13 protein-coding genes and 1 pseudogene are annotated in these 12,803 nt (G+C 60.7%); 7 read left to right on the top strand and 7 right to left on the bottom strand.

Translation table 11 applies throughout. The annotated features are described in order from the left end of the window. The first annotated feature begins 18 nt into the window (after positions 1 to 18). The 3 genes from NW812_RS09340 (at position 19) to NW812_RS09330 (ending at position 2,565) form a co-directional block, all read left to right on the top strand. Positions 19 to 855 (top strand): SpoIID/LytB domain-containing protein, encoded by an 837-nt coding sequence (locus NW812_RS09340; RefSeq protein WP_414396145.1) that lies wholly within the window; start codon positions 19 to 21, stop codon positions 853 to 855. A 35-nt stretch (positions 856 to 890) separates the two neighbouring features. Next, the gene (gene chlG / locus NW812_RS09335; protein WP_414396143.1) at positions 891 to 1,988 is read left to right on the top strand and encodes a chlorophyll synthase ChlG; all 1,098 of its coding nucleotides are present in this window, start codon (positions 891 to 893) and stop codon (positions 1,986 to 1,988) included. A 136-nt stretch (positions 1,989 to 2,124) separates the two neighbouring features. Then, positions 2,125 to 2,565: a hypothetical protein gene (locus NW812_RS09330; RefSeq protein WP_414396141.1), complete on the top strand. Its 441-nt coding sequence runs from the start codon at positions 2,125 to 2,127 to the stop codon at positions 2,563 to 2,565. Here the strand turns inward: NW812_RS09330 and NW812_RS09325 are convergent. The 4 genes from NW812_RS09325 to NW812_RS09310 form a co-directional block, all read right to left on the bottom strand. Continuing rightward, complete coding sequence (locus NW812_RS09325; RefSeq protein ID WP_414396139.1) at positions 2,558 to 3,937, bottom strand: MFS transporter; 1,380 nt, start codon at positions 3,935 to 3,937, stop codon at positions 2,558 to 2,560. The genes NW812_RS09330 and NW812_RS09325 overlap by 8 nt on opposite strands. 49 nt (positions 3,938 to 3,986) lie before the next feature. After that, positions 3,987 to 4,568, bottom strand: coding sequence for a Uma2 family endonuclease (locus NW812_RS09320; RefSeq protein ID WP_414396137.1), 582 nt, complete (start codon positions 4,566 to 4,568; stop codon positions 3,987 to 3,989). Between the two features lie 202 nt (positions 4,569 to 4,770). Continuing rightward, a complete protein-coding gene (locus NW812_RS09315; protein WP_414396135.1) occupies positions 4,771 to 6,174 on the bottom strand; it encodes an aspartate ammonia-lyase in 1,404 nt (467 codons plus the stop codon). A 9-nt stretch (positions 6,175 to 6,183) separates the two neighbouring features. Further along, a complete protein-coding gene (locus NW812_RS09310) occupies positions 6,184 to 6,423 on the bottom strand; it encodes a hypothetical protein (protein ID WP_414396133.1) in 240 nt (79 codons plus the stop codon). Between the two features lie 274 nt (positions 6,424 to 6,697). On the opposite strand from NW812_RS09310, the gene infC reads away from it, so the two are divergent. The 4 genes from infC (at position 6,698) to raf1 (ending at position 10,907) form a co-directional block, all read left to right on the top strand. Then, entirely contained in the window at positions 6,698 to 7,267 is a 570-nt protein-coding gene (infC, locus tag NW812_RS09305; protein WP_414396131.1) for a translation initiation factor IF-3, read from the top strand. 15 nt (positions 7,268 to 7,282) lie between these two features. Continuing rightward, on the top strand, positions 7,283 to 7,747 hold the full coding sequence (gene bcp, locus NW812_RS09300; RefSeq protein WP_414396129.1) for a thioredoxin-dependent thiol peroxidase: 465 nt from the start codon (positions 7,283 to 7,285) through the stop codon (positions 7,745 to 7,747). Positions 7,748 to 7,823: 76 nt separating this feature from the next. Then, complete coding sequence (locus NW812_RS09295) at positions 7,824 to 9,701, top strand: serine/threonine-protein kinase (RefSeq protein WP_414396127.1); 1,878 nt, start codon at positions 7,824 to 7,826, stop codon at positions 9,699 to 9,701. Positions 9,702 to 9,827: 126 nt separating this feature from the next. Further along, positions 9,828 to 10,907 (top strand): RuBisCO accumulation factor 1, encoded by a 1,080-nt coding sequence (gene raf1 / locus NW812_RS09290; protein WP_414396125.1) that lies wholly within the window; start codon positions 9,828 to 9,830, stop codon positions 10,905 to 10,907. A 38-nt stretch (positions 10,908 to 10,945) separates the two neighbouring features. Here the strand turns inward: raf1 and sppA are convergent, their stop codons facing one another. The 3 genes and pseudogenes from sppA to NW812_RS09275 all read right to left on the bottom strand — a co-directional run. After that, complete coding sequence (gene sppA / locus NW812_RS09285; RefSeq protein ID WP_414396282.1) at positions 10,946 to 11,752, bottom strand: signal peptide peptidase SppA; 807 nt, start codon at positions 11,750 to 11,752, stop codon at positions 10,946 to 10,948. A 75-nt stretch (positions 11,753 to 11,827) separates the two neighbouring features. Beyond that, entirely contained in the window at positions 11,828 to 12,532 is a 705-nt protein-coding gene (gene fabG, locus NW812_RS09280; RefSeq protein ID WP_414396123.1) for a 3-oxoacyl-ACP reductase FabG, read from the bottom strand. Positions 12,533 to 12,563: 31 nt separating this feature from the next. Beyond that, a pseudogene (locus tag NW812_RS09275) lies at positions 12,564 to 12,803 on the bottom strand (16S rRNA (adenine(1518)-N(6)/adenine(1519)-N(6))-dimethyltransferase); the annotation flags it as partial.

Genomic DNA, 12,803 nt, shown 5'->3' with positions numbered 1-12,803 from the left:
TGGAGAAACCCTAGCTAGATGAAAGCACGGCGTTGGCTTGCCTTCCTCGGATCCCTGCTGCTGGGCCTCTGGGGGGGAGAGGTGGAAGGCGCTTGGGCGGTAACGGTGCGGGTTCAGTTGGCTGATACCACCAGTCCTTTGGTGGTGGGGGTTTCTCTGCCTGCCCGGCTGACCAATGGTCGCGGAGAGGTGTTGGCAGATCTGCCGCCCCTACGGGGGTTTTGGGCCCGCCCCAGCCGCCGGGGAGTACACCTGCACGAGGCTGTGAGCCCAGTGCTGTTCATCGAGCCGCCGGAGGGGGGTCTTGTGGCAGTCAACGGCCGTTGGTATTCCGGCAAGGTGCTCTTGATGGGCTACAACCGCGTGCAAGCCATCAATTACGTTCACCTCGAGGACTATGTGGCCAGTGTAGTGGAAGCTGAAATGGGAGCCCGCTTCTTGCCGGAGGCCCTGAAGGCGCAGGCGGTAGCTGCTCGCACTTATGTCCTCTACCACCGCAATTCCCGGCGCTGGTTTGATGTGTTTAGCGACACCCGCTCCCAGGTGTACCGCGGCCTCTCGCAGCGCTCGGCAGCCGCCCTAGAGGCAACACGGGCTACCCGCGGCGTGGTCTTGGTGTATGGAGGAAAGTTTGTCAATGCCATGTACAGCGCCAGTGCCGGAAGCCGAACTGTGGGAGTGGACGGGATCCCTTACCTGCAGAGCCTGCCGGACTTTAGTCCCTACCCCAAGTTTGGCCATGGCATTGGCATGAGCCAGTGGGGTGCCCAGGAATTGGCCCGCCGGGGCTGGAGCTACCGCCAAATTTTGGCCTACTACTACCCAGGCGTTAGACTTGCCCGCTTGCCAGACTAAGGCACCTCTTGAGGTCTTTTGAGGGAAGGGGGGAAATGCTGCAGAATAGGGATGGCTATCCCCGCTTAAGTTTGCTTGCGCACCTCACCATGAACGAAACGACTTCCTACGATCCAGCCACAGCGGCCCCTGCTGGGGATCCTGCCGCTCCCAAAACTGCCGCGGGCTCTGAAAAGGGATCCCTTGGCCGCCGTCTCCGCCAATTGCTGGGCATGAAGGGGGCGGAGGTAGAGTCTCGCTCCGTCTGGCAAGTCCACCTGCAACTGATGAAGCCGGTTACCTGGATCCCGTTGATGTGGGGCTTGATCCCGGGAGCGGCTTCCTCTGGCCACTTCACCTGGACTTGGGAGAACGTGGCGCTAGTCTTGGCGGGCATGGTCCTAGCCGGCCCTCTGATGGCAGGTTACACGCAAACTCTGAACGAGTACTATGACCGCGACATCGACGCCATCAACGAGCCCTACCGCCCCATCCCTTCCGGGGCCATTTCCCTGCGGCGGGTGGTCATCCAAATCTGGGTGCTGCTGATCCTGGGACTGGCGCTGGCCTATGCCCTCGACTGGTATACTGGCCACCCCTTCCCGGTGATTACCAGCATTGCCCTGGGGGGAGCCTTGCTGGCCTACATCTACTCGGCGCCGCCCCTGAAGCTGAAGCGCAACGGCTGGCTGGGCAACTACGCCCTGGGCGCTAGTTACATCGCCCTGCCCTGGTGGACGGGCCACGCTCTATTTGGCGAGCTGAACTGGACGGTCTGCATCCTAACCCTCCTCTACAGCTTGGCGGGCCTGGGGATTGCCGTGGTCAATGATTTCAAGAGCATGGAGGGAGATCGGCAGTTTGGCCTGGCCTCGCTGCCAGTGATGTTTGGCGCCATGGGGGCGGCCTGGATCGCGGCGCTAATGATCGACCTGTTTCAGCTTGGCATGGCCGCGTTTTTGCTGGGAGCTGGTCTAAAGCTCTACGCTGCGATTTTGGTGCTGCTCATTCTCCCCCAGATCACCTTCCAAGACATGTACCTGCTGCGGGATCCGCTGAAGAACGACGTGAAATACCAGGCCAGCGCTCAGCCTTTTTTGGTGTTGGGCATGCTGGTGGTGGGACTGGCGTTGGGCCGCTCAGGGCTGTGGTAGTCAAGCTAAGGTGCCCATTCTGGCAACCGAGGTGACGGTTTCTGCCCTAGATTGCCCCCGCTGTCTGGGCCAAGATCAAGCCAGGGATCCCGCTGGGATGAACAGTGGGATGGCCTCGGGCCAAAGGAGGTGTTCGATGAAGCTGTTTCTTCCCCTCCAACTTAGCCTGAGCCTGGCTTTGCTCTTGGGGACTGGCGCTCCTGCCCAGGCACAGCGGATTGTCATCGACGAGCGCGGGATTGTGGTTGAACCCAGCCCAGGTGGCCTGCTCATTCCCAACCAGCCGCTTTTTGCTCCGATCCCACCCGGGAGAGTTCCTTTTTCCATCGATGCAGAGGGCCAAGTGGTCTCTGCCCCTGGCTATCGCTGCAGCGCCGCTACCGCTGCCGACAACTCTCCCATCCTCTGCCGCTCCCAGTTCAACCCTAGCGAGGTGGTAGTGTACGAGCGGGATGGCCGCCCCAACACCCTCTTTGCCGACAACGTGATCCGGCCCACCGGCAGCGGCCTGCGGATTCTGCCCAACCCTGGGCCGGGGCAGTCCTCTGGCAGTGGCCTGCGCATTATCCTCAACTAAGAGGCGAGGAGCGGCCAGCCCGTCTTGCTTCCAGTTCCTGCAGGATCTGCCGATGGCGCTGCCGGGTAATGGGGTAAAGCCACACTAGACAAATGCCGCCGATCAAAGCCACTGCCGGCAGGGGGCCGATGGCGAGGCGGATGGCTAGCAAGGCTGATTCGGGCTGGGAAGGCAGAGGCTCTCCAGCTACCGAAGGGATAAAGCCAGCCCAATCTAGAACTTGCCCCAGGAAAAACAGCCCCAGCCCCAGGCCTACTTTTTGCAGGAACACCATCAAGGCATAGAAGATCCCTTCCCGCCGCTCCCCGGTTTGCAGCTCGTCCAGGTCAATGACATCTGGCAACATCGACCAAGGCCCGAGGTAGGCCGTGGCTGAAACCCCTGCTCCTGCCAACAACGCCAGCGCAATCATGAGCTGCTCCTGGCCGGGCTGTAGGAAGAACAGGCCTGCCTGCGCGATCAACCAGAACCCCGCCCCGATCAGGTACATGGCGCGCTTGCCTAGCCGGGCGCTCAGTCGCGTCCAGGCAAACAGGGTCAGCACGGCAACGCTCTGAACCGCCAGCACCACCAGGGAAATCCACACCTCGGGCAAGTCCATCCAGAAAACGATGAAGTAGGGGATGATGGTGGCCGTAAACTGAAATGCTAGCCAGGAACACAGGTAGATGCCGCTTACAAATAGATAGGGGCGGTTGCTGAGGGCCACCCCCAACTGCTGGAGCCAAGGCAGCGGATCCCGCCAGGACTGATGCCGTTCCCGCACCCCCCAAAAACAGAGCACTAGAGGCAGAGTGGAGATTACCCCAAAACAGCTCCCTGCCAGCAAATGCCCACTAGCTCGATCCGGCAGCAGGTTAACCAAGAGGGGAAAGGTGGCCACCGCAACCATGCTGCCCCCCACCGAGAAAGCAAAGCGGAATTGGTTAAGCTGGGTGCGCTCGTCGTAATCCTGGGTCAGCTCCGCCGTCAGGGAGGCATAGGGGATGTTGGCAGCCGAGTAGAAGGCGTTAAACAGCAGCGACACCGCCAGGTAGTAGGCAAACAGAAGCCCAGTTCGACCGGGAAAAGGGATCCACCACTGCGCTACGAAGGTTAGGCCAAAAGGGATGGCTGAAAACAGGAGCCAGGGGCGGCGGCGACCCCAACGGCTGCGAGTGCGGTCGCTGAGGAGGCCGATGATGGGATCGTTGATGGCATCCCAAAAGCGGGTGAGGGCGGAGATGCTGCCGGCCAAGCCTGCTGCCATGCCGACGGTGTTGGTGAGAAAGGGCAGCAGGAAAAAAATGAGGATACTGGCCGTCATGCCCGTGCCCAGATCCCCCACCCCGTAGGCCAGCTTTGTCTGGAGGCTGAGTTGTTGTCTGGTCATCATCCCCCCTGGAATGCCAGGATTCCAGTGTAGGGGGTATGGGGACCCTTTAAAGCTCAGGGTCTTCTCCCAACTCTCGGAGCCGCTGGGCCAGTCGTTCGGCTCGGGAGCATTCTAGGTCTGCCCGCTGCTGCTCCATTTCTGCTCTTTGCCGTTCCAACTCTGCCCGTTGCCGCTCTAACTCCGCTGCCGTGGGCAACAATTGCCCTGCTCTGTCGTACCAGCGCACCCAAAAGCGTTCTCGCCCCTCGTAAGATCCCCACCACCGACCGATACTCAAGTCCAAATCGGGCAACAGGATTGAGGGATGTTCCCCAGCGCCGGAACCGGGGAGCAGCTCATAGTGTCCACCCTGGAGCTGATAAACGTTCAACTCATTGGTCTCTAGCTCGAAGGTGACGTAGTAAGGGATCCGCAGCCGCCTTTCATAGAGCTGGAACTTGGCCTGTCCGGGTTTTTCTTCCCCCAGGTCGTTGCAAATGATCTCCAAGATGAGGACAGGCAAGATATTCCCTTCATCCCAAACCACATAGCTTTTGCGGGCAGTGTCATCCCGCCAACGAGGAACCCCCAGCACTAGAAACAAATCTGGAACAACGACCTGCCGGGGTAGGGCGTAGTAAAGGCCCATATATATTGCAAGCCACAAAAAAGTCTTGCCGGTCTGACCAGTGCAGCAGCAGCGGTTCCCGCAGCAGGGGGTACTGGCGGCCTTGATCCTCGTTGTCCAAGGGAGTGTCGTCTGTGTCGGGCAGGTCGTGCTGGGTGGGCCAGCGATAAGGGGTAACGGTCATGGTCAGGCGGAAGCAGTACACCTCCACTCTAGCAATGGGTCAGGCCTGCATCTGGCTCATCGCCTCCAGATCCAGTACCTTGGCCACTTCTTCCGGGCTCATCAAGTTGCGCTCCAACAGGATCTGGCGGATGGGCTTCCCGGTTTCCAGGGAGATCTTGGCCACCTCTGCCGCCTGCAGGTAGCCAATGTAGGGATTGAGGGCAGTCACCAAAGCCAGGGTTCCCTCGGCATAGCTGCGACAGCGATCTGCCTGGGCCTTGATGCCGCGGACGCAGCGCTCAGTAAAGACGCGCAGGCTGTTGTTGAGGATCTGCAAGCTATGCAGGAGGTTATAGGCAATCAGCGGCATCATCACGTTGAGCTCAAATTGCCCTGCCTGAGCTGCCAAGGTGATGGCGGTGTCTAGCCCGATTACCTGAAAGCAGACCATGTTCAGCATCTCAGCTATCACCGGGTTGTACTTGCCAGGCATGATGGAGGAGCCAGGCTGCACGGGTGGCAGTTGGATCTCTTTGAGGCCAGTTTTGGGGCCAGAGTCCATCAGGCGTAGGTCGTTGGCCACTTTGATGCCGTCTTGGGCCAGGTTGCGCAGGGATCCCGACAGGTGCACAAAGGGAGCCATGCTCTGCATAGCCGCCATGGGATGGGGAGCCGGTGTGAGGGGCAACTGGGTGTACTCTGCCAGCCGCTGCACCACCTTCTGCCGGTACTGGGGATGGGTGTTGAGGCCGGTGCCCACGGCGCTTCCCCCCAGCCCCAAGCTGCACAGGGCTTGGCTGGCCTCCTCGATCCACTGACGATGTTGGGCAAAGATGGCTGCGTAGGCGCCGAAGCTGTCTCCCAGGCGCACCGGCACGGCATCCTGCAAATGGGTGCGGCCCGCCTTGAGGATGTCGCGAAACTCCTGGGCCTTTTGCTCCAGCGCCGCCACCAGGTTGTCCAGCGTGCCCAAAAGATCCCGCCGCACCCGCAGCAGGGCTGCCAGGCGAATGGCGGTGGGAATGACATCGTTGGTGGATTGGCCGTAGTTGACATGGTCGTTGGGGCTGACCCGCTCGTACTTGCCCTTGGGCTCCCCTAGGATCTCCAAAGCCCGGTTGGCCAGCACCTCGTTGACGTTCATGTGGTGGGAGGTGCCTGCCCCGGCCTGGTACACATCCACCACAAACTGATCCCGCAGGGATCCCTGCAGGATCTCATCGGCTGCTTGAACAATGGCCCTGGCCACCTCCACTGGAATGCAGCCTAGCTCGCCGTTGACCTCCGCCGCCGCCTTTTTAATCAGCACGCAGGCTTCCACGTACTCTGGCAGCGGCTTGAGGCCGCTGATGGGAAAATTCTCCAGGGCGCGGGCCGTTTGAATGCCGTAGTACACCGACTGGGGCAGTTGCCACTCCCCCATCGAGTCTCGTTCGCTGCGCACCTGTGAAGGCATGGCCATTTGGCTGGCTTAGCTGGCGGGGTTGGATCCCTTTTCCTGCAAAGCAGCCAACTGCTGGCTGAGGCGCTCGTTGTTTTCCGCCAGGACCAGCACCATGGCTGCACAGGCCAAGTGAACTGCCGCCCGAAACTCTGCCGAAGTCTTATACTGGGCCAACGCCTCGCTGTCGCCTTCGCGGGGGCTAAGGATCAGTTGGACGGACTTTTGAGCCAGCTCTTTCAGTTCTCGTTCCGTTAAACCCAGTTGCACCGCTTTTGCCCTCCCTGTAAACTAGAAGGCTAACTTTGCCCCACCCTCTTTGCCAGCAGGGCTGCCACCTGGCTATCCTACCGCAGTTGTTACCCCAATCCAGCAGTATTTTTCCCGTGGGCAAGCCCAAAGCTTCTAGAAAGAAACAGGAAATACCGGCTAGTATAGGTGCAGAAGCTTCTGCCCTTCTGGCCAATAACAGGGTTTTTTGCCCATTGGCCGGCAGCGGCGCAAAGTAAACTAAATTCTGTTGTTCGTTCAGAGAGAGGAGAACTTGTCCGTCGAACGTCCACTTGACCCCTCTTCCCCCAAGCAGCGCGCAGAGCTGCCCGCTATCAACGAGCGGATTCGCTTCCCCAAAATCCGTCTCATCGATACCGATGGCACCCAGCTGGGGATCATGAGTCCTCAGGAAGCGCTGCGCATAGCAGAGGAAAAGGATCTGGACTTGGTCTTGGTGAGTGACAAAGCGGATCCTCCTGTCTGCCGCATTATGGACTACGGCAAGTTCAAGTTTGAGAAAGAGAAAAAAGAACGGGAGGCCCGCAAAAAACAACACACTGCCGAGATCAAGGAAGTGAAGTTTCGCTACAACATCGGCGAGCACGACTACCACGTGCGCCTGCGGAGTGCCCAACAGTTCCTGGGGGAGGGAGACAAGGTGAAGGCTACGGTAATGTTCCGTGGCCGCGAGGCACAGCACGCCGAGCTGGGGGAAGAGTTACTGCACCGCTTGTTCAGAGACTTACAAGAGGTGGCGGAAATGCAGCAGCCTCCCCAGAAGGAGGGTCGGAACATTACGATGATCCTTGCTCCTAAAGCTGCTCCTAAAAAATCAACCTGAGGAGGGATCTTGCCCATGCCCCTTGCTGTTGGGGATCCTGCCCCGGAGTTTACCCTGCCGGATGCCGAGGGTAGGCCGATTAGCCTCAGCCAACTGCGGGGCCAGCGGGTGGTGCTCTACTTCTACCCACGGGACAACACTCCCGGCTGCACCAAAGAAGCCTGCGGCTTTCGGGACACCTATGCCGACTATCGAGCCCACGGGATTCAGATCCTGGGGGTGAGCCCCGACGATGCCCGCTCCCACCAAAAGTTTGCCCAGAAGCTGCAACTGCCCTTTCCGCTGTTGGTGGATGAGGGGGCTAAGGTAGCCACTGCCTACGGGGTCTACGGCCCGAAAAAGTTCATGGGCAAAGTCTACAACGGCGTCCACCGCACCACCTTCGTTATCGACCCGGAGGGGAAGATCGAGGCCGTTATCACTAAGGTCAAGGTGGAAACCCACGCGGCAGAACTGCTCAAGCAGCTAACCGGCTCCTAGCCTTTGGAGCTGGGTAGAGTTGCTGCTGGTGGATCCCGCCCCAAGCAAGGAAAGCGATTCCCCTTGGGCTAGAGCTGTGTCCCGGCGCACCCGCACCACCAAGTCAATCCACGACAGCTACCAGATCCTAGGCTTGGCTGGACAAGGACAGTATGGGCGAGTCTTCTGCGCCCGGCCCCGCCAAGGAGGGAAGCTGGTGGCTCTCAAGGAGCTGCCGCTGGAGCGCTTTCCCACCCCTAGCCTATTGCGGGAGCTGCGCTATCTGTTGACGTTAAACCACCCCAACATCACCCGCTGTTACGCCCTGGAACATGCCCGCGAGGGGCGCTATCTGGTGTTGGAGTACTGCGAGGGAGGTACCCTGCGGGAGCTGATCAACCAGGTGGAGCAGGGGCTGTGGCTGCCCGTCAAGCTGGTTTTGGGCTTTGTGGATCAGATCCTGGCCGGCCTAGACCATGCCCATGGGCAGGGAGTCATTCACTGCGATGTAAAGCCCGAGAACATTTTGCTCAAGCCCACGCCCCAGGGCTGGCAACTGAAGTTGACCGATTTTGGCATTGCCCGCCAGCCGCAGCCAGTTCCTCGGGAGAGCGCTGCTACCGGCTCACCGGCCTACATGGCTCCCGAGCGGTTCTACGGTCAGTTTAGCCCTGCCTCGGATCTCTATGCGGTGGGAATCATCCTGCTGGAGCTGTTGACGGGCCGGCGGCCCTTTTCCGGATCTCCCCCCCAGTTGATGCACGCCCACCTCAACCAGCGGTTTGTCTGTCCGGAGGGGATCCCGGCGCCTTTGCAGGAGGTGCTAGAGGTGGCTTTGCGCAAGCTGCCCCTGCGGCGGTTCCGCACAGCAGCGCAGATGCGTTCGGCCCTGGCGGCGGTTGCCCAGAAGTGGCAAGAGCCAGCTGCCTGTTGGGTTGGCCCGCGCCTGCTGCGCCAGTCGCCCCCTGGGGTTCAGGTTTGGGACCTGCCAGCCAACGGCGGCTTGCAGAAGTTTTATGTCTGTGAGGATCCCAGCGGCTGCCGTTCCCCCCTGCTGCTGCGAGTTACCCCCCAGAGCTTAGAGTGGCTGGAACTCCAGACCCTTGCCCTGGGGGCGCCGCCGCTGGCCTGTTTTCCCTTGGCCGAGCCCCTGCAGGAGGTGGTGTTCCTGGGGACTTTTCCAGAGGCCCTGGCTGTTTCCAAAAGTAGCCTTCTGCACCTCAGTCCCACCCGCATCCGCACCCTCCTGAGTTTTGAGGAGAGGTGGCAAGCCACCTGGCTAGAGGAGCGCCAGGAGCTCATCTGGGCCACTGCCAAGGAAATTGGGGCAGTGCAATGGCTGCCAACTGGGCCAACTGCAGCTCAACCTTTTCCCGAGTTCCACTGCTACTTCCGCTGGCCTTGGCAGGTGCCAACGGGATCCCTGCCCCGTTTACTGGCCCTCTCGGAGCAGCTGGTGCTGCTGGTAGGGCGGGGACGGCAATGGGTGGACATGAGCGTGTTGCCCTATCCAGGAGTTGGGCAGACGGGAGTGCAGCCGCTTTGCTATCGCCTGCCGCTAGATCCCCGAGGGGAGGTGCTCAGCTTGGGAGAACGGCTGCTATTCGCCCCTAGTGAGGGCGAGAGACAGGGCGGCTGCCCCCACCTTGGCGTAGTCCAGCTCAACCCGCTGCGCCTGCGCCGCTGGTTTTTAAAAGGGTGGCCTGTCCAGATGGCCAAGGCCCCTTGGGGCGTGCTGCTGCTGTGTCAGGAGGGGGAGGGGTTCTTGTCCCTCTGGCTGTACAGCAAGGGGGGGGATCCCTTGGCTCAGGTGGCCGTGCCCGCCGCCTCCAAGGTGTTGCAGGTGGGAAAAAAGGGACGGGTCTGGCTGCAGGTGCCCAAGGCCGGGGAGCTGCAGGGCTTTGAGCTGTGGCAATTGGATTTCAACCAGTTGCCAGGGGAGGGCCATGCTGCCCGAGCAATCCCCTTGGACTAACTTGGCCCAGGGAAAGTCCCTAAAATCGTATTCTACCCCGGCCTCGGCGTGGCCAGCTGCCGCCCTTTGGGATTCCAGTGGATCTTTGCCCTGCTTTCTGGTAGTGGTTGCGGAGGAAGCTTTGCCATGAGTCAGCATTTGCCTGAACCCTCCCCCAGCGGGTTGCTGGAGCAGCTGCGGCGCAGGGAGGGAGGGTGGTTGGACTGGGCCAAGGCCTGCCAAAGCTTACAGCACCAGAAAATGACCCCCCAGGCCATCTTTGAGGCCACGGGGCTTGAGCCTGCCCAACAAAACCAGATGGTTGTTGCCGCCCAGGTCTACGAGGGAATGGCCAAGGCAGGCGCCAGCGCGGCCCTCTTGGAGCACTTTGCCCAGCGAGGTAGCGACATCCTCTACGAGCTGCGCATCCTCTCCCCCAAGGACCGCATCCGGGTAGCGGAGCTGGTGGTCAGCCGCAACCTAGGTGCCGGGGAGGCCCACGAGATTGCTCGGGCTGTGAAAAGCTATGCCCAACTGCAGCAGCTTCCGGAAGGGTTTACGGATCACCCCGGCGATGCGGTGGCCTATCAAGCCTGGAAGACTGCCCAGCAAAGCCGCGATCTGCAGGAGCGGACACGGGCCATTGGCCGGGCTCTCCAGTATGTCCACAGCGAAACCGCCCGCCGCCAGATCGAGCAGCTCCTGACGACGCTGGCTCTCGGCTCCCGGCGCAAGCTCTTGCCCAGGCTGTCAGTATTTCGCCCGGAAGAGGAGTTGCCTCGCTTGTTGCCCGTGGCCGGATCCCTGCCGCTAGCCACCGCCACTTGGGAAGGGATCCCTCCTGCTGCACCGCAGGGGCCTTTTGGCTGGGTCAGCAGTGCCGCTGGACAGACGTGGATAGCCTTGCCCGCTTGGCCAGCCCTTCAGAGGGCCGCTGATCCCGTGGCCCTGCAGGTGGAAAATCAACTCCTGGGATCCCTCTTGGACCAGCCGGTGGCCGCTGAGGAGGAGCGGGATCCCGTCCTGCTAGTGGTCGATCGCGCCGTTCGCACCTGGGAAGGGAGAGCGGGGGTTTTTCTAGTGGATCGGGAGGGATGGCTCTCCCTGGAGTGGATCGACGAGGACTTGCCCCCCTCTCCCCTCTTGGGTCAAGTGCTAATGGCCATACGTCCGCCTCGCATCTTCGATGAGGAGGTGGCCCAAGATCCCTGGCAGCTAGAGGAGTAAGCAGCGGCTCTTTTCACGCGGCCGCTAAGAGGGGCCCTTCAAGGGCCGGTGTAAAGCCACAGGGGCAAGCCAGAAGTACTGACCTCAAAGTGCAACCGTTCCAGGGCCTCTGCGACGGGCAGGAAGCGGGCCCACCCCCTGCGCCGGGGCAGCAGATCATAGAACTTGGCCTCTGGTGGCAGCCCTGCGAGTTCAGCCGCCCAGAGGCGAGCATCTTCTTCCGTTCCCAAGCGATCAACTACTCCCAAGTGCAGCGCTTGCTCGCCACTGAAAATGCGGCCATCGGCAAAGGTTTTGACCACGTTCACGCTCAACCGTCGCGCCGCTGCAACGGTGTGCACGAACTGGCTGTAGGTGATGTCGATCAGCTCCTGGAGGATGTTGCGCTCTTCGGGAGTCAGCTCGCGATCAAAGGAGAGGATATCTTTGTAGGGGCCGGACTTAATTACCTTAAAGGAGATCCCAATTTTGTCTAGCAGCTTTTCAAGGTTGTTGCCGCGAATGATAACACCAATGCTGCCAGTGATGGTGCCAGGGTTGCTGACAATTTTTTCCGCTCCCATGGCAATGTAAACTCCCCCCGAGGCTGCGATGTTGCCAAAGCTAGCCACAATGGGGATACCTTTTCGCTCCCGCAGGCGCACAAGGGCGCTGTAGATTTCCTGCGAGTCCGCCACCGTCCCGCCAGGACTGTCGATGCGCAGCACCAGGGCAGGGATCTGTTTTTCTTCCACCTCTTTCAAGGCTTTGAGAACCCGCTCCCGGGTTTTGCTATCGATAACTCCCGCCACCTCAATGCGGCCAATTTGCCGACGTAAACCACCCGAGAACCATTGCTTCAGCATAGTAAAGAACGGCACAAAAATAAGCCCATATCTCCTATCATGGAAGGTGCTTGGTGGCTGGGTCAACCAACTGGATTAGACATTGCCATACACCGGGATCGCTGCCCCTCTGAGATCGCGGGCTGCTTCCGAGACCAAAAAGGCAATCACCTGCCCAATCGACTCCGGCTTCACCCACAGCTCTGCCTGCTCAGATCCCATGGCGGCGCGATTGGCGGGGGTGTCAATAATGCTGGGCAGGATGACGTTGGCGGTGATGTCGGTGCCTCTGGTCTCGGCGGCAATGGTGCGGGTGAGGGCCACTACCCCGGCTTTGGAGGCACAGTAGGCCGCCAGCTGAGATCCCGGTTCTACTGCCCCTCGGGAGGCTATCGTTACGATTCGTCCATAACCCTGTTGCCACATCTTGCGCAGGCTGTGCTTGCAGGCCAAAAAAGTGGTGGTGAGATTGAGGTCGAAGTCGCGCCGCCAAGCTTCTAGGCTGTACTCGTGGGTGGGGCCCATGGCAAAGCCACCCACCAGGTGCACCAAGCCATCGACGCGGGGCAGATCGTCAATGAGCCGGGCCACAGCCGCTTCGTTCAGCAAGTCCACCTGCACAAAGCGCACCCGATCCAGGCTATTGGCTGGCAGGCGCTGCCGCAAAGCAGCCAGCTCCTCTTCTTGGCGGTAGGTCAAGGTCAACGCTGCCCCTGTGTCCAGGAGCACAGGGGTTACTCCCAGCCCCAGCCCACCGGTACCTCCAGTAACAAGGATCTGTTTGCCCTGGTTGTTGAGCATAGGTTGTTCTGGGTGAGAACTCCCTCTCACCCTACCGCGGTTTTCCCTTGCCGGAAACGGCAGCCATTCTAGGCATCTGCTCCAGCAGTAGATTGCTCAGGGCCAGCCAATCGCCCAGATCCAGCTCTTCGGCGCGCGCCGTGGGGCTGAGGCGGAGTTGGGCCAGAGCGGCGGCCACGGTCTCGCGATCCACGAGCCCTCTTAGAGCGTTGACAAGTTGCTTGCGGCGGGCAGAGAAGCCCTGGCAAACCAGTTGGGAGAACCAGCGGGG

Source organism: Synechococcus sp. O70.2 (assembly GCF_047462135.1).
Taxonomy (GTDB): Bacteria; Cyanobacteriota; Cyanobacteriia; order Thermostichales; family Thermostichaceae; genus Thermostichus.
Note: the sequence above shows the minus strand (reverse complement) of the source record. Positions and strands in the feature narration are given on the sequence as shown.

Excerpts from the sequence above, each read along its gene's own strand:
- NW812_RS09340 (WP_414396145.1), top strand. The coding sequence starts at position 19 with ATGAAAGCACGGCGTTGGCTTGCCTTCCTCGGATCCCTGCTGCTGGGC.
- chlG (WP_414396143.1), top strand. The coding sequence starts at position 891 with ATGCTGCAGAATAGGGATGGCTATCCCCGCTTAAGTTTGCTTGCGCAC.
- NW812_RS09330 (WP_414396141.1), top strand. The coding sequence starts at position 2,125 with ATGAAGCTGTTTCTTCCCCTCCAACTTAGCCTGAGCCTGGCTTTGCTC.
- NW812_RS09325 (WP_414396139.1), bottom strand. The coding sequence starts at position 3,937 with ATGACCAGACAACAACTCAGCCTCCAGACAAAGCTGGCCTACGGGGTG.
- NW812_RS09320 (WP_414396137.1), bottom strand. The coding sequence starts at position 4,568 with ATGGGCCTTTACTACGCCCTACCCCGGCAGGTCGTTGTTCCAGATTTG.
- NW812_RS09315 (WP_414396135.1), bottom strand. The coding sequence starts at position 6,174 with ATGGCCATGCCTTCACAGGTGCGCAGCGAACGAGACTCGATGGGGGAG.
- bcp (WP_414396129.1), top strand. The coding sequence starts at position 7,283 with ATGCCCCTTGCTGTTGGGGATCCTGCCCCGGAGTTTACCCTGCCGGAT.
- raf1 (WP_414396125.1), top strand. The coding sequence starts at position 9,828 with ATGAGTCAGCATTTGCCTGAACCCTCCCCCAGCGGGTTGCTGGAGCAG.
- sppA (WP_414396282.1), bottom strand. The coding sequence starts at position 11,752 with ATGCTGAAGCAATGGTTCTCGGGTGGTTTACGTCGGCAAATTGGCCGC.
- fabG (WP_414396123.1), bottom strand. The coding sequence starts at position 12,532 with ATGCTCAACAACCAGGGCAAACAGATCCTTGTTACTGGAGGTACCGGT.